At 72.2% G+C, this 17,385-nt stretch carries 17 protein-coding genes; 11 read left to right on the top strand and 6 right to left on the bottom strand.

The genetic code is table 11. The features are described 5' to 3' along the window. Nucleotides 1–214 precede the first annotated feature (214 nt). Nucleotides 215–574, top strand: coding sequence for a hypothetical protein (locus tag ACZ516_RS19555; protein ID WP_358583601.1), 360 nt, complete (start codon nt 215–217; stop codon nt 572–574). Between the two features lie 146 nt (nt 575–720). Here ACZ516_RS19555 and ACZ516_RS19550 read toward each other — a convergent pair whose 3' ends face one another. Continuing rightward, nucleotides 721–1,155 (bottom strand): pyridoxamine 5'-phosphate oxidase family protein, encoded by a 435-nt coding sequence (locus tag ACZ516_RS19550; RefSeq protein WP_358697128.1) that lies wholly within the window; start codon nt 1,153–1,155, stop codon nt 721–723. Nucleotides 1,156–1,311: 156 nt separating this feature from the next. On the opposite strand from ACZ516_RS19550, the gene clpB reads away from it, so the two are divergent. Together clpB and ACZ516_RS19540 are read left to right on the top strand one after the other, a co-directional pair. Continuing rightward, complete coding sequence (clpB, locus tag ACZ516_RS19545) at nt 1,312–3,924, top strand: ATP-dependent chaperone ClpB (protein WP_361079827.1); 2,613 nt, start codon at nt 1,312–1,314, stop codon at nt 3,922–3,924. Nucleotides 3,925–4,120: 196 nt separating this feature from the next. Further along, nucleotides 4,121–4,666 carry a type III secretion system chaperone family protein gene (locus tag ACZ516_RS19540; RefSeq protein WP_358583607.1) on the top strand — a complete coding sequence of 182 codons (546 nt, stop codon included), beginning with the start codon at nt 4,121–4,123 and terminating at the stop codon, nt 4,664–4,666. An 88-nt stretch (nt 4,667–4,754) separates the two neighbouring features. Here the strand turns inward: ACZ516_RS19540 and ACZ516_RS19535 are convergent, their stop codons facing one another. The 4 genes from ACZ516_RS19535 to ACZ516_RS19520 form a co-directional block, all read right to left on the bottom strand. After that, on the bottom strand, nt 4,755–5,852 hold the full coding sequence (locus tag ACZ516_RS19535; RefSeq protein ID WP_361079829.1) for a type III polyketide synthase: 1,098 nt from the start codon (nt 5,850–5,852) through the stop codon (nt 4,755–4,757). A 10-nt stretch (nt 5,853–5,862) separates the two neighbouring features. After that, the gene (locus tag ACZ516_RS19530) at nt 5,863–7,071 is read right to left on the bottom strand and encodes a cytochrome P450 (protein ID WP_469011199.1); all 1,209 of its coding nucleotides are present in this window, start codon (nt 7,069–7,071) and stop codon (nt 5,863–5,865) included. A gap of 152 nt (nt 7,072–7,223) precedes the next feature. Continuing rightward, nucleotides 7,224–8,423: a pyridoxal phosphate-dependent aminotransferase gene (locus ACZ516_RS19525; protein WP_469011198.1), complete on the bottom strand. Its 1,200-nt coding sequence runs from the start codon at nt 8,421–8,423 to the stop codon at nt 7,224–7,226. Nucleotides 8,424–8,498: 75 nt separating this feature from the next. Beyond that, a complete protein-coding gene (locus ACZ516_RS19520; protein ID WP_469011197.1) occupies nt 8,499–8,672 on the bottom strand; it encodes a hypothetical protein in 174 nt (57 codons plus the stop codon). Between the two features lie 574 nt (nt 8,673–9,246). On the opposite strand from ACZ516_RS19520, the gene ACZ516_RS19515 reads away from it, so the two are divergent. From ACZ516_RS19515 to ACZ516_RS19485, 7 genes are all read left to right on the top strand, one after another. Next, entirely contained in the window at nt 9,247–9,771 is a 525-nt protein-coding gene (locus tag ACZ516_RS19515) for a DUF2617 family protein (RefSeq protein WP_361079835.1), read from the top strand. A gap of 83 nt (nt 9,772–9,854) precedes the next feature. Then, the gene (locus ACZ516_RS19510) at nt 9,855–11,441 is read left to right on the top strand and encodes a polyamine aminopropyltransferase (protein ID WP_469011196.1); all 1,587 of its coding nucleotides are present in this window, start codon (nt 9,855–9,857) and stop codon (nt 11,439–11,441) included. Nucleotides 11,442–11,501: 60 nt separating this feature from the next. Next, nucleotides 11,502–12,353, top strand: coding sequence for an SRPBCC family protein (locus tag ACZ516_RS19505; RefSeq protein WP_469011195.1), 852 nt, complete (start codon nt 11,502–11,504; stop codon nt 12,351–12,353). 25 nt (nt 12,354–12,378) lie between these two features. Beyond that, the gene (locus ACZ516_RS19500) at nt 12,379–13,173 is read left to right on the top strand and encodes an aldose epimerase family protein (RefSeq protein WP_361079840.1); all 795 of its coding nucleotides are present in this window, start codon (nt 12,379–12,381) and stop codon (nt 13,171–13,173) included. 10 nt (nt 13,174–13,183) lie between these two features. After that, the gene (pyrE, locus tag ACZ516_RS19495) at nt 13,184–13,738 is read left to right on the top strand and encodes an orotate phosphoribosyltransferase (protein ID WP_358583625.1); all 555 of its coding nucleotides are present in this window, start codon (nt 13,184–13,186) and stop codon (nt 13,736–13,738) included. Nucleotides 13,739–13,837: 99 nt separating this feature from the next. Continuing rightward, nucleotides 13,838–14,860 (top strand): class II fructose-bisphosphate aldolase, encoded by a 1,023-nt coding sequence (gene fbaA, locus ACZ516_RS19490; protein ID WP_358700716.1) that lies wholly within the window; start codon nt 13,838–13,840, stop codon nt 14,858–14,860. 81 nt (nt 14,861–14,941) lie between these two features. Then, nucleotides 14,942–15,355, top strand: coding sequence for a DUF3151 domain-containing protein (locus ACZ516_RS19485; RefSeq protein ID WP_358583629.1), 414 nt, complete (start codon nt 14,942–14,944; stop codon nt 15,353–15,355). 127 nt (nt 15,356–15,482) lie between these two features. Here the strand turns inward: ACZ516_RS19485 and ACZ516_RS19480 are convergent, their stop codons facing one another. After that, the gene (locus tag ACZ516_RS19480) at nt 15,483–16,652 is read right to left on the bottom strand and encodes an NADH:flavin oxidoreductase (protein ID WP_361079843.1); all 1,170 of its coding nucleotides are present in this window, start codon (nt 16,650–16,652) and stop codon (nt 15,483–15,485) included. A 101-nt stretch (nt 16,653–16,753) separates the two neighbouring features. Here ACZ516_RS19480 and ACZ516_RS19475 point away from each other — a divergent pair, with 101 nt between their 5' ends. Then, the gene (locus ACZ516_RS19475; protein ID WP_361079845.1) at nt 16,754–17,377 is read left to right on the top strand and encodes a CGNR zinc finger domain-containing protein; all 624 of its coding nucleotides are present in this window, start codon (nt 16,754–16,756) and stop codon (nt 17,375–17,377) included. Nucleotides 17,378–17,385 lie beyond the last annotated feature (8 nt).

Here is a 17,385-nt window from a genome sequence, read left to right as displayed (position 1 = left end):
TTGGCTCAGTGCTTGCCGCGGTCTTCTCTGCCGCTGTGGCCCTCGGTGCCCAGAGCGGCTCGGGCCTTGGCAGCGGAAATTCCGCGGTGGCGAACCCGGCGGACACCGGTTGGACCAGCGTGCAGGCGCTTCCGGTGGACACCGGTTGGACCAGCGTGGAAGCGCTCCCGGCGGGGGACACGGGCTGGACCGTGGGCCCGAAGGGTGCGCACACATGAGCACTCCTCCTGACGACCGCACCTTCCGCCGCGAGATGGCCACCGCCTATCGCTCCGGATGGCACTTCATCGATCTCGTGACCGCGATCCCGCATCGCGGCGACTCGCTGATGGTCACCCTGCTCGGCGAGCCGATCGTCGTCACCCGCGACGACGAGGAGGAGATCCGCGCCTACCGGTGCCTGCGGCGGCCGCGAGGAGCGCCGCAGCCCGTGCGGTGTGCCATCCGGTACGGGATGGTCTTCGTCAATCTCGACCGCCGCGACCACCAGGTGGTCGGAGAGGGCGAACAGCAGGACCCGGGGGCCATGACGAGCGCCCCGGACAGCATCACAGCCACCCCCCGCAGCGCCTGACGCGATTCCCCCGTCGTTGTAGATCGCGCAGGTGCTTCCCCCAGCAGCGGCGTCACCGTGGACCTGAACACGGTGGCGCCGCTGTGGCGTGCGCGGCCGGTGGCGCTCATGCGGCGTGCGGCCGCCGGCGCCGGGTCCGCGCGGGCTCAGGCCTTGCCCAGGGCGCGGGTGACCTCGATCTCGATCAGGACGCGGTCGGGGTTGGGCGAGGGGCGCCGCTCGTAGCGCGCCTCGTAGCGCGTCTCCGCGTCCTCGATCCGCTCCGGTTCCGTCCTGATCGTCGCGCGGCCCTCCAGCGTCGCCCAGCGCCGGCCCGCGAACTGGCAGACCGCCACCCGCGCCCCCGGCCCGTCCGGCGCGCCCGCCGCCGCCAGGATGTGCGCGACCTTCCTGCTCGTCCTGCGCGCGAGGACACGGGCGGTGCCGGTCTCGGGGTCGTAGGTCACGCCGACCGGCACCACGTGCGGGGTGCCGTCCGGGCGCAGGGTGGTCAAGGTGCACAGGTGCCGTTCGCGCCAGAAGCTGAGGTAGGGCTCGGGCGGATGCCGCGGATCTATCGGCGCGGATGCGTGGCTGCTCATGGACCGGAACATAGCCGCCCCGCCTTCCGACCGCTGCCTTGAGTGGAATAGACTCAACTTTGTGTACGTTGATTAAGTCAGCGTGAGAGGGAAACCCGGCCGTCGGCCGAGTTCAGGACCCGTACCCCGTTCGGTCCGTAAGGAGGACAAGCGCACGTGGACGCAGAGCTGACCAACAGGAGCCGCGCCGCCATCAACGCGGCCGGTGACCGGGCCGTACAGGACGGCCACCCCGACCTGACGCCGGGGCATCTGCTGCTCGCCCTCCTGGAGGGCCAGGACAACGAGAACATCACCGACCTGCTCGCCGCGGTCGACGCGGACCAGGCGGCCGTGCGCGCGGACACCGAGCGGGCCCTGGCCGCGCTGCCGAGCGTGACCGGGTCCACCGTCGCGCCGCCGCAGCCCAACCGCGAACTGCTCGCCGTCATCGCCGACGCCGCGCAGCGGGCGAAGGAGCTGGGCGACGAGTACCTCTCCACCGAGCACCTGCTCATCGGCATCGCCGCCAAGGGCGGCCGGGCCGGACAGGCCCTCGCCCAGCACGGGGCCACCGACAAGAAGCTGCTGGAAGCATTCGAGACGACAAGGGGAGGGCGCCGGGTGACCACACCCGACCCCGAGGGTCAGTACAAGGCGCTGGAGAAGTTCGGCACCGATTTCACCGCCGCGGCCCGGGAAGGGCGCCTGGACCCCGTCATCGGGCGGGACCAGGAGATCCGGCGGGTCGTGCAGGTGCTCTCGCGCCGCACCAAGAACAATCCCGTGCTCATCGGTGAGCCCGGCGTCGGCAAGACCGCCGTCGTCGAAGGCCTCGCCCAGCGCATCGTCAAGGGCGACGTGCCGGAGTCGCTGAAGAACAAGCGGCTGGTCTCCCTGGACCTCGGCGCGATGGTCGCGGGCGCCAAGTACCGCGGCGAGTTCGAGGAGCGCCTGAAGACCGTCCTGTCCGAGATCAAGGAGAGCGACGGCCAGATCATCACGTTCATCGACGAGCTGCACACCGTCGTGGGCGCCGGCGCCGGCGGCGACTCCGCCATGGACGCGGGCAACATGCTCAAGCCGATGCTGGCCCGCGGCGAGCTGCGCATGGTCGGCGCCACCACCCTGGACGAGTACCGCGAGCGGATCGAGAAGGACCCCGCCCTGGAGCGGCGCTTCCAGCAGGTCCTGGTCGCCGAGCCGTCCGTGGAGGACTCCATCGCGATCCTGCGCGGCCTCAAGGGGCGCTACGAGGCGCACCACAAGGTCCAGATCGCCGACAGCGCCCTGGTGGCCGCCGCGACGCTCTCCGACCGATACATCACCTCCCGCTTCCTGCCGGACAAGGCCATCGACCTCGTGGACGAGGCCGCATCCCGGCTGCGCATGGAGATCGACTCCTCGCCCGTCGAGATCGACGAGCTCCAGCGCGCCGTGGACCGGCTGAAGATGGAGGAGCTGGCGCTCAGCAAGGAGACCGACCCGGCGAGCAAGCAGCGCCTGGAGAAGCTGCGGCGCGACCTCGCCGACAAGGAGGAGGAGCTGCGCGGGCTCACCGCGCGCTGGGAGAAGGAGAAGGAGTCCCTCAACCGCGTCGGCGCCCTGAAGGAGAAGCTGGACGACCTGCGCGGCCAGGCCGAGCGCGCCCAGCGCGATGGCGACTTCGACACCGCCTCCAAGCTGCTCTACGGCGAGATCCCGACCCTGGAGCGCGACCTCGAAGCCGCCTCCGAGGCCGAGGAGGAGGCCGTCCAGGCCAAGGACACCATGGTCAAGGAGGAGGTCGGCCCCGACGACATCGCCGACGTCGTCGGCTCGTGGACCGGCATCCCCGCCGGGCGCCTCCTGGAGGGCGAGACGCAGAAGCTGCTGCGCATGGAGGACGAGCTGGGCAAGCGGCTGATCGGCCAGCACGAGGCGGTGCGCGCCGTCTCCGACGCGGTGCGCCGCACCCGCGCCGGGATCGCCGACCCCGACCGGCCCACCGGCTCGTTCCTCTTCCTCGGCCCCACCGGTGTCGGCAAGACGGAGCTGGCCAAGGCCCTCGCGGACTTCCTCTTCGACGACGAGCGGGCCATGGTCCGCATCGACATGAGCGAGTACGGCGAGAAGCACAGCGTCGCGCGGCTCGTCGGCGCCCCGCCGGGCTACGTCGGCTACGAGGAGGGCGGCCAGCTCACCGAGGCGGTGCGGCGGCGTCCGTACAGCGTGGTGCTCCTGGACGAGGTCGAGAAGGCGCACCCGGAGGTCTTCGACGTCCTGCTCCAGGTCCTCGACGACGGGCGCCTGACCGACGGGCAGGGCCGGACGGTGGACTTCCGCAACACCATCCTGGTGCTGACGTCCAACCTCGGCAGCCAGTACCTGGTCGAGCCGCTGACCTCCGAGGAGGAGAAGAAGCAGCAGGTCCTGGAGGTCGTGCGGTCCTCGTTCAAGCCCGAGTTCCTCAACCGGCTCGATGACCTGGTGGTCTTCTCCGCGCTCACCAAGGACGAGCTGGCGCACATCGCCGAGCTCCAGATCGGCCGGCTCGCCAAGCGGCTCGCCGAGCGGCGCCTGACCCTGGAGGTCACGCCCGAGGCGCTGGCCTGGCTGGCCCTGGAGGGCAACGATCCGGCGTACGGCGCGCGTCCCCTGCGGCGCCTGATCCAGACGTCCATCGGCGACCGCCTCGCCAAGGAGATCCTCGCGGGCGAGGTCAAGGACGGCGACGTGGTCCGCGTGGACCGCTCCGAGGACGGCCTGCGGGTCGGCCCCTCACCGGCCGCGCCGGGCAAGCAGCTGTAACGCCATCCCGTCTGCCGCCCCGCGCCCCTGACGGGGGGTGGCCTGACGCCCTCAAGGGGCGCGGGGAACTGCGCGAGGACGGACCACCTCCCGCGGTCGGCAGACGGCGGAAACCGGGCAGACGCGGTGCCGGGGTTGCTAGGGGCACCCCATGGTGGGAGAGGATGGCGCCAATCCGTACGAAGGGACAAAGCACGTGAGCATCGACCCGTCCTCGATTCCGAATTTCGGGGGACAGCCCGAACCGCAGCAGGGCGCAGGACCGGCGGGCCCCGTCGTCCCCGACCAGGACCTGGTGAAGCAGCTCCTGGACCAGATGGAGCTCAAGCACGTCGTCGACGACGAGGGTGACCTCGCGGCGCCGTGGGAGGAGTTCCGTACGTACTTCATGTTCCGCGGCGAGGACGACCAGCAGGTCTTCTCGGTGCGGACGTTCTACGACCGCCCGCACCAGATCGAGCAGAAGCAGCAGCTCCTGGAGTCGATCGACGACTGGAACCGCCGCACGCTGTGGCCGAAGGTCTACAGCCACACGCACGACGACGGCACGGTCCGCCTCATCGGCGAGGCCCAGATGCTGATCGGCACGGGTGTCTCCCTGGAGCACTTCGTGTCGTCGACGGTCAGCTGGGTGCGCGCCGCGATCGAGTTCGACCGCTGGCTGGTCGAGCAGCTCGGCCTGGAGTCCGAGGTGGACTCCGCCGAGGGCGACACCGGCGAGCAGCCGGGCGACGAGGCCTGAGGGTCCGTACACCCACGAGAGCCCGGCCGGGACGACCCCGAGAGGTCGCCCCGGCCGGGCTCTTCGCCATGGCCCGTGCGGTGCCTGCTCAGACGGGTGCCTGGGCCAGGGCCTGCACGGCCGACGGGTCGCTCGTTCCGGTCGCGTCCCAGGCGCCCAGGGTGATCTCGGCGGTGATGCCGGGGCCGAATCCCGCGATGACGCCCGAGGCGGCGTGGTCGGCGCCGCCGTCCTGGAAGAGGCGTTCCAGGGCGTCGAAGATGACCGCGCTGGCGATGTTGCCGCGTTCGGTGAGGGTGGCTCTGCTGTAGCGGAACATCGTCGGCGGCAGTCCCAGGTGGGTGCTCAGGTCGTCCAGGATCCTGGGCCCCCCGGCGTGGATGATGTAGAAGCCCAGGTCCGAGATGTCCCAGCCGCGCAGTGCGGCCATGTCGCGCAGGGCGGGCGCGAGGTCGGCCATGGTGCCCGGTACGCGCTTGTCCAGCAGGAAGTGGAAGCCGGTCTCGCGGACCGCGTAGGAGATCCATTCCTCGGTGCGCGGTACCAGGTGGGAGCCGTTGTGGTGCAGCTGTACGCCGGTGCCTCCCTGGCCGCGGACCACGGCGGCGGCGATGGCGTCTCCGAACAGGCCGTTGGAGAGCAGGTTTCCCACGAGCAGGTCCGTGGGCTGGTAGCACAGTGAGCAGAACTCGCAGGAGACGATCAGCACGTTCGCCCGCGGGTAGGCGGTGCAGAAGTCGTGGGCGCGGTTGATGGCCGCCCCTCCGGCGGCGCAGCCGAGCTGCGCGATCGGCAGTTGCCGGGTCTGCGGTCGAAAGCCCAGGGTGTTGATGAGCCAGGCGGTCAGCGAGGGCATCATGAAGCCCGTGCAGGACACGTAGACGATCATGTCGATGTCTTCGGGCGTCAGCTGGGCGTGCCCCAGCGCCCGGTGCACGGCTTCGGGGACCCGTGACTTGGCCTCCGCCTCGTACAGGGCGTTGCGTCGGGTGAGGCCCGGGTGGCGCAGGGTGTCCTCGATGGGTTGCACCAGGTGGCGGGTCTGGACCCCGGTGTTGGCGATGAGGCGCAGCGCGAGATCCAGCTGCGGGTGGCCGGCGTGGAGCTCGCGCGCCAGGCCCAGGGTCTGTTCCCGGGTGATGACGTGTTCGGGCACGGCGATGGCGGGTCTGCACAAAGTGGCCATGGTCAGCTCCTCACCAGACGACCGGCAGGGTCAGTGGATAGCGCCAGATCGACACGGTGTTCCACCGCACGTCCTGCGCCGGTACGGCCAGCCGCAGTTTCGGGAACCGGGCGATCAGGGTGCCGATGGAGACCTGGAGGACCATACGGGCGAGGTGGGAGCCCAGGCAGTGGTGGCTGCCGTACCCGAAGGTCATGTGCGGGGCCGGGTCCTTCCGCTCGAAGTCGAGGGCGTCGGGCTCTTCGTAGACCGTGCCGTCGCGGTTGGCGGTCAGATAGGACACGTGCACGATCTCCCCCGCCTTGATGAGGACGCCCGACAGTTCGACGTCCTCCAGCGCCACCCGTGGGATGCCGACGCCCTGGCGGAAGGGGATGTAGCGCAGCAGTTCCTCCAGGGCCCGGTGCAGCAGTTCGGGGCTGTCCCGCAGCCGGCGCAGATGTGTGGGGCGGGTCAGCAGCGTGTAGACGACGTTGCTGATGTCGTAGGTGGTGGTGTCGTGTCCGGTGACGACCAGGAGCATGGCCAGAACGGACAGCTCCCCTTCGTCCAGCATTTCCGAGCCGATGCGTGCGGTCGCCAGTGCGCTGATCAGGTCGTCGCCCGGGTCACGGCGCCGCGCGGCCGTCAGCGCGTCGAAATAGGCGCGCAACCCCGCCTTCGCCTCGGCCGCCGACGAACGGTCGGCGGCCCTCATGGACATCATGGCCATCGCCCAGCTGCGCAGTTGCGGCCGGTCCTCCTCCGGCACGTCCATGAGCTGGCAGATCGTCATCAGCGGCAGCCGGTCCGCGAGATGAGCGACGATGTCGGCGGGCGCGCCACCCGCCTCCATCTTGTCCAGCAACGTGTCCACGGTGCGCTGCGTCCAGGGCCGCAGTGCCTCGACCTGGGGTGTGGTGAAGGCCTTGATGACCAGCCGGCGCACGCGATTGAGCGCGGGCGGATCCATCAGGTTGATCGCCTCGCGCTGGGCGATGGGGGCCGGGGTGATCCGGGGGAAGTCGCGGTCGACGAGCGCGGCACGGCTGAAGCGCCGGTCGGAGGTCACCGTCCGCACGTCCTCGTAGCGCGTCACCAGCCAGCAGTCGCCCTCCCCGTAGGGCATGCGGACCCGGGCGACGGGCGACTCGTCGCGCAAACGGGCCATGACCGGATCCGGTTCGAGGGCGTCGTCGTGTCGGAAGGGACACGTCGGCACGGCGTCGGCAGCAGTCATCCTGGCACTCCCCTTGTGGCTGGACCCGGCCCACGCGTGTCCTTGGCATATTCCTGCCCACGTTCAGCAGGAAAGCATCTCATTGCCACCTTTATGGAGTAATAACCCGACTATCACACTTAGGGTCATCACCCACGCGGGCCGTCCCGGGGTTACCTCCCGCGGACCGTCAGCCGCTTGAGGCGGGTGACGGCCTCCTCCAGGACGGAGACCTTCTTGCAGAAGGCGAAGCGGACGAAGGGCGCGCCCGCCTCGCGGTGGTCGTAGAAGACGGCGTTCGGGATGGCGACGACGCCGGCCCGCTCGGGCAGCGAGCGGCAGAAGGCGAAGCCGTCGCTCTCGCCGAGGGGGCGGATGTCGGTGGTGACGAAGTACGTGCCGGCCGGGCGGTAGACGTCGAAGCCGGCGGCGGCGAGGCCCTCGGCGAGCAGGTCGCGCCGGGCCCGCATGTCGGCGCGGAAGCCGTCGAAGAAGGAGTCCGGCAGCGCGAGCGCCTCCGCGACGGCGTACTGGAAGGGGCCCGAGGAGACGAAGGTGAGGTACTGCTTCACCGAGCGGACCGCCGTGACCAGTTCCGGGGTGGACGTCAGCCAGCCGACCTTCCAGCCGGTGAACGAGAACGTCTTGCCCGCCGAGCCGATGGTGACCGTGCGCTCGCGCATGCCGGGGAAGGAGGCGAGCGGGATGTGCTCGGCGTCGTCGAAGACCAGGTGCTCGTAGACCTCGTCGGTGATGACGAGCAGGTCGTGCTCGACCGCCAGTTCCGCGATCCGGGCCAGTTCGGCGCGGGTGAGGACCGTGCCGGTCGGGTTGTGCGGGGTGTTGAGCAGCAGCAGCCGGGTGCGGGGCGTGATCGCGTCGCGCAGCTCGTCCAGGTCCAGGCGGAAGCGGCCGTCGCCGGGCCGCAGCGTGACCGGCACCCGCGTGCCGCCCGCGAGCGCGATCGAGGCGGCGTACGAGTCGTAGTAGGGCTCCAGCGCGATGACCTCATCGCCCGGTTCGACCAGGGCGAGCAGCGAGGCGGCGATGGCCTCGGTGGCGCCGGCCGTCACCAGGACCTCGCGGTCGGGGTCGTAGGTGAGGGCGTAGCGGGAGAGCTGGTGCGCGGCGATCGCCGTGCGCAGCTCGGGGACGCCGGGGCCCGGCGGGTACTGGTTGCCGCGGCCGTCGCGCAGCGCGCGCACCGCGGCCTCGCGCACGGACTCGGGTCCGTCGGTGTCCGGGAAGCCCTGACCCAGGTTGATCGCGCCCGTCGACACCGCGAGCGCGGACATCTCGGCGAAAATCGTCGTACCGAACTCGGCGAGGCGGCGGTTGAGCAGCGGGCGCCCGCTCCCGGTGGTGGAAGTCATGGCCGCCATCCTGCGCCGAACCTCTGGACTTCCTCAACTCTGCTTTGGGCCGCGACGGCGAAGGGCATCCCCCTGTCACGCGAGGAGCGAGGCCCATGGGGGGACCGCGTCGCGGGGGAACGGAAGGAGCGTGGTGGTCGTGATCGTGGCCTTCGTCTTCGCAGGAGTGATCATGTTCGTCGTGGCCATGGTGGCCGGTTCCCGGGGCAGCGCCAAGCGCCGCGCCGGTTCGCGGTGGAGCTCGGGCACGGCGTCGAGCACGGCGGGTGGCGGCAGTTGGTGGGCCGGGGGCGGTGACTCCGGGGGCGGCCACCACCACGGGGGGCACTCCTGCGGCGGCGGCTCCTCGTGCGGGGGCAGTTCCTCGTGCGGGGGCGGCTCGTCGTGCGGGGGCGGGGGCGGGTGCGGCGGAGGCAGCTGACACGGGGCAGCTGGTCCACCGATTCCCCGGGGCGCCCGGTGGGAGGCAACTCCCGCCGGGCGCACTGGTGTTGCGTTCGGGTGTGCGAGGCGAGGGGGCGTGCTCCGGCGGACGGACGGTTGTGAATCATTGAACAGTTGAACTGTGCAACCCCCAGGGGGATGGAAAGCGCACGAAGTTGGGTAAAAACGCTGTGGCACTGCCGCCGACCATGATTCCCTCTTAACCGCCCGTACCGCCCTCGGACGTCCCTCACGGGTTTCACGGACGCAAGCCCGGAGACCCGACCGGTGCCGTTCACGTGGGCACGAGCCGGTATTCCGACCTCCCGGTCACGACCCTTCCGGGCCGCGACCCGGGTGCGCCGGCCCCACCTCCATTGCGTGTTAGCGGAGCCGACCCATGCTCACGACCCTGAAGACTGTCTACACCGACACGCGCGCCGCGGACCTCGCCTGGGCCCTGGGGCGCGAGCCGCTGCCCGCGCTCGCCACCCTCGACGTGGAACTGACCGACGCGAGAATGCAGTTGAGACTCCTCGGGGCCTCCCACCAGGTGCTCCTGGAGGACGAGCAGGGCAGCTGCTCCGAGACCGTGGCCTGCATCCCCGGCAGCAGCACACCGCTCCCACTGGGCGTCTCCAAGCGGGTGGGCGACTGGGAGTACGAGTTCGCGGCGCGCGTCGAGACCCTCTCGCGCGGCCAGTTCGCGGGCCGCGCCCAGGAGTTGCTGGCCCTGGTGACCGAACACCCGCACGGCCTCGCGGGGGTCTTCCCCGGCAGCCCGCACGCCTTCACCGCCCTGCTGGCCCAGCGGCACGAGGGCTCGGTGATGTGGCGCACCTGGCACGCGTATCCGCAGGACGGCCAGTTGGTCGCCACGCGGTCGCGGGTGGGGGTGCGGATGCCGCTGCCCGCGCCGCTGTGAGCGGGGCCGCCACGCCCGGCGGGCCCCTTTTGCACCCTTGCGGGTGACCCGGAGTGAGGCCGCAGTGACGTAGCGTGCTGTCGGTGCTCGACTCGACGGTCCGGTTGCCGGTCTCACCCCGGGCAGGACGGTTCCTCGTTCTGGTCGGCGTGTTCGTCTGCGCTGCCTGCGGGCTCGTCTACGAACTCGAACTCGTCGCCCTCGCCGCCTATCTGATCGGCGACTCGGTCACCCAGGCCTCCGTCGTGCTCTCCGTGATGGTCTTCGCCATGGGCATCGGGTCGCTGCTCGCCAAGCGGCTGCGGCGCCGCGCCGCCCTCGGGTTCGGCCTGATCGAGGCCGCGCTCGCGCTGGTCGGCGGGTGCAGCGCCATGGCGCTGTACGCGGCGTTCGCGTGGACCGGCGACCGGGGCGAGGTCTGGGCGGGCGGCTCGCGCCCTCTCGTCGTCGCGTTCTCGCTGGCCATCGGCGTCCTCATCGGCGCCGAGGTGCCGCTCCTGATGGTCCTCATCCAGCGCATCCGGCGGCAGGACGCCGGGGGCGCCGTCGCCGACCTGTTCGCCGCCGACTACGTGGGCGCGCTGGTCGGCGGCCTCGCCTTCCCCTTCCTGCTGCTGCCGGTCTTCGGGCAGCTCACGGGCGCCCTGTTCACCGGCGCGGTCAACGCGGTCGCGGGCGGCGCGCTCGTCCTCGGCCTGTTCGGGCGGGACCTCGGCGTGCGCGAGCGGGCCGCGCTGATCGCCGCGAACGTGCTCGTCCTGTCGGTGCTGGCCACGGCCGCCGTCTTCGTCGGCGACTTCGAGCGGGCCGCGCGGCGGGCGGTGTACGGCGCGGACGTGCGCGTCGCCGTCCAGACCGAGGTGCAGGAGATCGTCCTCACCGGAGGGCGGCGGCGCTCCCTGGACCTCTACCTCGACGGGCGCCTGCGCATCAGCGGCCGCGACGAGCGCCGCTACCACGAAGGGCTGGTCCGGCCCGCGATGCGCGGCCCGCACGCGCGCGTGCTCATCCTCGGCGGCGGCGACGGCCTCGCGGCGCGCGAGGTGCTGCGCCATCCGGGGGTGCGCCGCGTCGACCTCGTGGAGCTGGACGCGGGCGTCCTCGCCCTCGCCCGGCACGACCCGGCCCTCGGCGAGCTGAACGGCCACGCCCTGCGCGACCCGCGGGTGCGGGTGGTGCGCGCCGAGGCCTTCCGCTGGCTGCGCGCGGAGCGGGCCGCGTACGCGGAGCGGGCCGCGTACGACGTGGTGATCTGCGACCTGCCGGACCCGGGCGTCACCGCGAGCGCGAAGCTGTACTCCCAGGAGTTCTACGGCCTGGCCACCCGCGTCCTGGCCCCTCGAGGGCGCCTCGCCGTGCACGCGGGCCCCGTGTCGGTGCGGCCGCGGGTCTTCTGGACGGTGGAGGCGACGGTGCGGGCGGCGGGCCTGCGGACCGTGCCCTACCGCGTGGGCGGCCGGCGCTCGGGGTTCGCCGCCGGGCCCGACCGCGCATCGGCGGGGACGCGGGCGCCGCGCGACTGGGGGTTCGTGCTGGCCTCACGGGCGCGTCCCGTGCTGCTGCGCGCGGCCGGGTCGCCGGCGGTGCGCGCCGGGGTGCGCTCGGCCGCGCCCACCCGGGTGCCCGGCCTGGTGGCGTCCACCCTGGTGCGTCCGCGTTACGCGGACTGACGTACACGGTCCGGTGAACCGGCGCACATAGTCGCGAGTGCGTGGGTAGGCTCCACTGCCATGGAGCATGAGGTCTTCGTCCCGGTCGCCGCAGAGCGTCTCCGGCAGGTCCTGGCCGACCCCGAGCGGGTCGCCGGGGCGGTGCCCGCGCTCCAGCGCGACGCGCGGGAGACGGCGGGGCCGATCTCCGGCCGCCTCAAGGTGCGGGTCGCGGGGCACACCATCACCTACCGGGGCGCGGCGCGGACCGAGGGCCGTGCCGACGGGGCGTACGTGATCGAGGGCGAGGGGACGGAGGCGCGCGGTTCCGGTTCCGTGCGGCTCACGCTGACCGTGCGGCTGCTGCCCGTCTCCGCGGGGACGAACATCGCCTTCGAGGGCGCGGCCACGGCCGACGGCCGGATCACGGAAAGTTCTCCACAGGCTGTGGAGACCGCTGTGCGCAGACTCCTCGAACGGTTCGCGGAGGCCCTCGCGGCGGCGGCGCCCGCGGACTCCGGCCCGGCCGGGGCACACGCCACGACCCCGCAGCCCGCCCCGCGAGCCCCCGGGGCGGAGGATGACGACGACGATGACGATGACGACGACGTCGAGGGCATGGACGACCTCGACAGCGCCGACGACCTCGACGACGAAGATGAGCTTGAGGGTCTGGGCGACATCGACATCGACATCGACGACGACGTCAGCGACATCGACGTACCGCCCGCCGAGGCCGCCCACGCCCGCCGCACGATGATCGGCCGCAGCGCCGAGGAGGTCGACCACGCCCCGCCGCGCGGCCGGTACGCGCCGGCGCCCGTCCCCGAGACGCTCTCCGCCGGTGCCACGCTCCGCTGGGCCGCGCCCGCCGCCGCCCTCGCGCTGGCCTCGGCCGTCGTGGTCGGCCGCGCCCTGCGCCGCCGCCGGTGACCGCGTACACCGTAGGGTCGGCCGGGTGAGTACCCAAGACGTGACTTTGACCGCGGGCGACGCGGAAGTGACCGTGCGGCCGGGCAGCGGCTGCCGCATCGGAAGTCTGCGCATCGGCGGCGTCGAGCTGCTGCGCCAGGGGGAGCGGTACGGCTCCTTCCCGATGGTGCCCTGGTGCGGCCGGATCGACCGGGGCCGGTTCCGCGACGGCGCGAGCGTCCACCAGATGCCGCTGAACTCCCCGCCGCACGCCATCCACGGCTTCGCCCGCGACGCCGCGTGGCGCACGGCGCGCACCTCCCCGACCGAGGCCGTCTTCACATACGACCTCACCGACCCCTGGCCCTACCCGGGCCGCGTCACCCAGATCGTGGAACTGACCGAGGACGCGTTGACGCTGCGCCTCGGCATCGAGACGTACGGCGACTCCTTCCCCGCGCAGGCGGGCTGGCACCCCTGGTTCAACCGCTCCCTGGACGGCGGCGGCGAGCCCGCGCGGATCGACTTCGCCCCCGCCTGGCAGGAGGAGCGCGGCGACGACCACCTCCCCACCGGCCGCCGCGTCGAGCCGCGCCCCGGTCCCTGGGACGACTGCTTCGGCATGCCCGACGGCGTCGACGTGACGCTGACCTGGCCGGGGCGGCTCGCGCTGCACGTCACGAGCCGCGAGCAGTGGGTCGTCGTCTACGACGAGCAGGAGGCGGCCGTGTGCGTGGAGCCGCAGACCGGCCCGCCCAACGGGCTCAACACCGCGCCCCGCCTGGTCACCCCCATCGAACCGCTGGAGACGGCGACGACCTGGACCTGGACGCGGCTTTAAGCTGACAGGCATGACTGACGACGTACGTGGCGCGCTGCTCCAGCAGATCAAGGACAAGGCCGTGGTGCACGGCAAGGTGACCCTCTCCTCGGGTCTCGAAGCCGATTACTACATCGACCTGCGCCGCATCACCCTCGACGGCGAGGCCGCCCCGCTGGTGGGCCAGGTGCTGCTCGACCTCACCGCCGACCTCGACTTCGACGCCGTGGGCGGCCTGACCATGGGCGCCGACCCCGTCGCCGGCGCGATGCTGCACGCCTCCGCCGCGCGCGGCAGGCGCCTGGACGCCTTCGTGGTCCGCAAGGCCGCGAAGGCGCACGGCATGCAGCGCCGCGTCGAGGGTCCGGACATCAAGGGGCGCCGCGTGCTCGTCGTCGAGGACACCTCCACCACCGGCGGCTCCCCGCTCACCGCCGTCGAGGCCGTCCGCGAGGCGGGCGCCGAGGTCGTCGGCGTCGCCACGATCGTGGACCGGGCCACCGGCGCCGGCGAGAAGATCACCGAGGGCGCCGGCGTGCCGTACCTCTTCGCGTACTCCAAGGACGACCTCGGTCTGGCCGACTGACTCCGGCACGTCTGGAAAGATGGGGGCGACGATGTCGTCGCCCCCAGGTCAGGGTCAAGCAGCACAGCATCCCACCCGCACATCACAAGGAGCGGACACATGCCCATCGCAACTCCCGAGGTCTACAACGAGATGCTCGACCGGGCGAAGGCAGGCAAGTTCGCCTACCCGGCCATCAACGTCACCTCCTCGCAGACCCTGCACGCCGCGCTGCGCGGCTTCGCGGAGGCCGAGAGCGACGGCATCATCCAGATCTCCACCGGTGGCGCGGAGTTCCTGGGCGGCCAGTACAGCAAGGACATGGTGACCGGCGCGGTCGCGCTCGCCGAGTTCGCGCACATCGTCGCCGCCAAGTACGACGTCACCATCGCGCTGCACACCGACCACTGCCCGAAGGACAAGCTGGACGGCTACGTCCGCCCGCTGCTCGACGTCTCCGCCGAGCGCGTCAAGGCCGGCCGGAACCCGCTCTTCCAGTCCCACATGTGGGACGGCTCCGCCGAGACCCTCGCCGACAACCTGGCCATCGGCCAGGAGCTGCTCGCGAAGGCCGCCGCCGCCAAGATCATCCTTGAGGTCGAGATCACCCCGACCGGCGGCGAGGAGGACGGTGTCACGCACGAGATCAACGACGAGCTGTACACCACCGTCGACGACGCGCTGCGCACCGCCGAGGCGCTGGGCCTCGGCGAGAAGGGCCGCTACCTCCTGGCCGCGTCCTTCGGCAACGTCCACGGCGTCTACAAGCCGGGCAACGTCGTCCTCCGTCCCGAGCTGCTCGCGGACCTCCAGGAGGGCGTCGCCGCCAAGTACGGCAAGCAGTCGCCGTTCGACTTCGTCTTCCACGGCGGCTCGGGCTCCACGGCCGAGGAGATCGCCACCGCGCTGGAGAACGGCGTCGTGAAGATGAACCTGGACACCGACACCCAGTACGCGTTCACGCGGCCCGTCGCGGACCACATGTTCAAGAACTACGACGGCGTCCTGAAGGTCGACGGCGAGGTCGGCTCGAAGAAGACGTACGACCCGCGCACCTGGGGCAAGCTCGCCGAGGCCGGCATGGCCAAGCGGGTCACCGAGGCGTGCGCGAACCTGCGCTCCACCGGCACGAAGCTGAAGTAGCGCCCCGCGCTCCACGTGACGAAGGCCCCGGGTCGGGTGACCCGGGGCCTTCGCCGTACCGCCATGCAGCACACTGAACCCATGGCCATTCACAAGGATCTGCTCGGGGGACCGCCCCCGACCCACCTGCCCGACGACCCGGAGCCGCGCGAGCTGCTGGCGAACGGCACGGCGCCCGCCGACGTCGCCGCCAAGTACCCCACGTCCTCGCTCGCCTGGGCGCAGCTCGCCGACGAGGCGTTCGAGCGCGGCAGCGTCGTGGAGTCGTACGCGTACGCCCGCACCGGCTACCACCGCGGCCTGGACGCGCTGCGCCGCAGCGGCTGGAAGGGCCACGGGCCCGTCCCGTGGGAGCACGAGCCCAACCGCGGCTTCCTGCGCGCGCTGCACGCCCTGGCGCGGGCGGCGCAGGCGATCGGCGAGCAGGAGGAGTACGAGCGCTGCGCGGGCTTCCTGCGGGACTCCTCGCAGACCGCGGCGACGACGCTGGGCTGACCTTGAGCGGGCCCGCGTCGCTTGCGTCGTGGGCCCGCGCGGCTCTTGGGCAGGCGGGCACTGGAGCGCCCCTTCAGGGGCGCGGGGAACTGCGCGACCAGCCAACCACGCGCCCGCGGGCGAAGAACTAGCGCAGCCGGCCCAGCTGCGCCACGTCGTACGGCGCCGCTTCCGCCAGGCGCCCCGTCACCGCCTTGTTCGCCCACTCGGGGTCACCGATCAGGGAGCGGCCCACCGCGATGACGTCGAACTCGTCCCGCTCCATGCGGTCGAGAAGCAGGTCGATGCCGGTGGACGCGGTCTCCTTGGCCCAGCCCTGGGGGCCGACGAACTCCTTGTCGAGGCCGACCGAGCCCACGGACAGCGTGGCCCTGCCGGTGAGCTTCTTGACCCAGCCCGCGAGGTTCAGGTCGCTGCCGTCGAACTCGGGCAGCCAGTAGCGCCGCGTGGAGGCGTGGAAGGCGTCGACGCCCGCGTCCGCCAGCGGCGCGAGCAGCGCCTCCAGCTCGGCCGGGTCGGTGGCGAGCTGAGCGTCGAAGGCGTACGCCTTCCACTGGGAGAGGCGGAATATCACCGGGAACGCCGGCGAGACCGCCGCCCGCACCGCTGCCACGATCTCCCGCGCGAAGCGGGTGCGGGACGCGAGGTCGCCGCCGTAGCCGTCGGTGCGGCGGTTGGTGGTCCCCCAGAGGAACTGGTCGATCAAGTAGCCGTGCGCGCCGTGCAGTTCGACCCCGTCGAAGCCGATCCGCTCGGCGGCCGCCGCGCTGTCGGCGAAGGCGGCGATGACCGCGTCGATGTCCGCGCCGGTCATCGTGTGGCCCTTGGCCGCGCCGTCCAGACCGATGCCGGAGGGGCCCACCGAGGGCGCCGAGGGGATCGGTCCCTGGCCCTCGTCGCGGGTCACGCCCACGTGCCAGAGCTGCGGGACGATTCTGCCGCCCGCCGCGTGGACGGCCTCGGCGACCCGCTGCCAGCCCGCGAGCGCGGCCTCGCCGTGGAAGTGGGGGACGCGGTGGCTGCTGCCGGCCGAGGGGTGGTCGACGTAGGTGCCCTCGGTGACGATGAGGCCGACGCCGCCGGCCGCGCGGCGGGCGTAGTACTCGGCGACGTCCGTGCCCGGCACGCCGTCGGGCGAGAACTCGCGGGTCATGGGGGCCATGGCGATGCGGTTGGGCAGGGTGAGGCCGTTGATGTCGAAGGGGCGGCCGAGAACGCGTGCGGCGCGTGTGTCGCCCGTTCCCGCCGTGGCGGTGGCTTCCGGCGCGGTGTCCGGCGTCGCTTCCGTGGCTTCCATGCGGCCCTCCTGGGCTCTCGGTCCGGCGTGGCGTCCTACGATGCTGACAGCACTGTATGCCTTTTACTGGTGTCGCCTTCGGGGCGGGTACCGTGAGAGGCATGAACTGGCCAGCGACCGAGCGCCACTGTCTGAGTCCCGCGCCGGGCGGCCTCGCCCTCGTCCAGGAGCTCCTGAACACCGCGCCGGCCGCCCGTCCCGCCCCCGCCGACCTGCCCGACCTGCTGGCCGACGGCGCGCTCGGCACCGCCCAGGAGTGGGCCGACGGGGCGGTGCGCGGCTGGGCCCGCGAGACGGGCCGGGCCGACGTCCAGCTCGTCCTGACCGCCGACGACCTGCCGAAGCTGCGGTGCCTGCGGGACCAGGTGCGGCGCGCGCTGGCCGCCGGGGACCGGGGCGGGGCGGCGGTGCGCTTCACCTCCGCGCCCGTGGTCGTCGGCCTCGCGGGCGACGGCACGCTGACCGTGGAACCGGAGGGCGCGGGGGCGCGCTGGCTGGCCTCCGCCGTGCTCGCCGAGTCGCTGCTGGCCCAGACCTCGGGCCTCTGGCGCCGCCTGAAGATCTGCCGCAACGCCTCCTGCGCCGCCGCGTTCTACGACCGCTCCCGCAACAACAGCGGCGTCTGGCACTCGGTGCGGGGCTGCGGGAACGCCGCCCACCTGCGGGCCTGCCGGGAGCGGCGCCGCGTACAGGACGGCGTCGGCGACAGCAGCGTCCGGCTTTAGCCCGAGTC

It is taken from the genome of Streptomyces sp. NPDC034037 (assembly GCF_055575715.1).
Note: the sequence above shows the minus strand (reverse complement) of the source record. Positions and strands in the feature narration are given on the sequence as shown.

Bases quoted from the DNA above. Each gene is read 5' to 3' on its own strand.
- ACZ516_RS19535 (WP_361079829.1), bottom strand. From the start codon at position 5,852: ATGGCCACTTTGTGCAGACCCGCCATCGCCGTGCCCGAACACGTCATC.
- fbaA (WP_358700716.1), top strand. From the start codon at position 13,838: ATGCCCATCGCAACTCCCGAGGTCTACAACGAGATGCTCGACCGGGCG.
- ACZ516_RS19525 (WP_469011198.1), bottom strand. From the start codon at position 8,423: ATGACTTCCACCACCGGGAGCGGGCGCCCGCTGCTCAACCGCCGCCTC.
- ACZ516_RS19555 (WP_358583601.1), top strand. From the start codon at position 215: ATGAGCACTCCTCCTGACGACCGCACCTTCCGCCGCGAGATGGCCACC.
- ACZ516_RS19480 (WP_361079843.1), bottom strand. From the start codon at position 16,652: ATGGAAGCCACGGAAGCGACGCCGGACACCGCGCCGGAAGCCACCGCC.
- ACZ516_RS19530 (WP_469011199.1), bottom strand. From the start codon at position 7,071: ATGACTGCTGCCGACGCCGTGCCGACGTGTCCCTTCCGACACGACGAC.
- ACZ516_RS19505 (WP_469011195.1), top strand. From the start codon at position 11,502: ATGGAGCATGAGGTCTTCGTCCCGGTCGCCGCAGAGCGTCTCCGGCAG.
- ACZ516_RS19475 (WP_361079845.1), top strand. From the start codon at position 16,754: ATGAACTGGCCAGCGACCGAGCGCCACTGTCTGAGTCCCGCGCCGGGC.
- pyrE (WP_358583625.1), top strand. From the start codon at position 13,184: ATGACTGACGACGTACGTGGCGCGCTGCTCCAGCAGATCAAGGACAAG.
- ACZ516_RS19485 (WP_358583629.1), top strand. From the start codon at position 14,942: ATGGCCATTCACAAGGATCTGCTCGGGGGACCGCCCCCGACCCACCTG.
- ACZ516_RS19515 (WP_361079835.1), top strand. From the start codon at position 9,247: ATGCTCACGACCCTGAAGACTGTCTACACCGACACGCGCGCCGCGGAC.
- ACZ516_RS19550 (WP_358697128.1), bottom strand. From the start codon at position 1,155: ATGAGCAGCCACGCATCCGCGCCGATAGATCCGCGGCATCCGCCCGAG.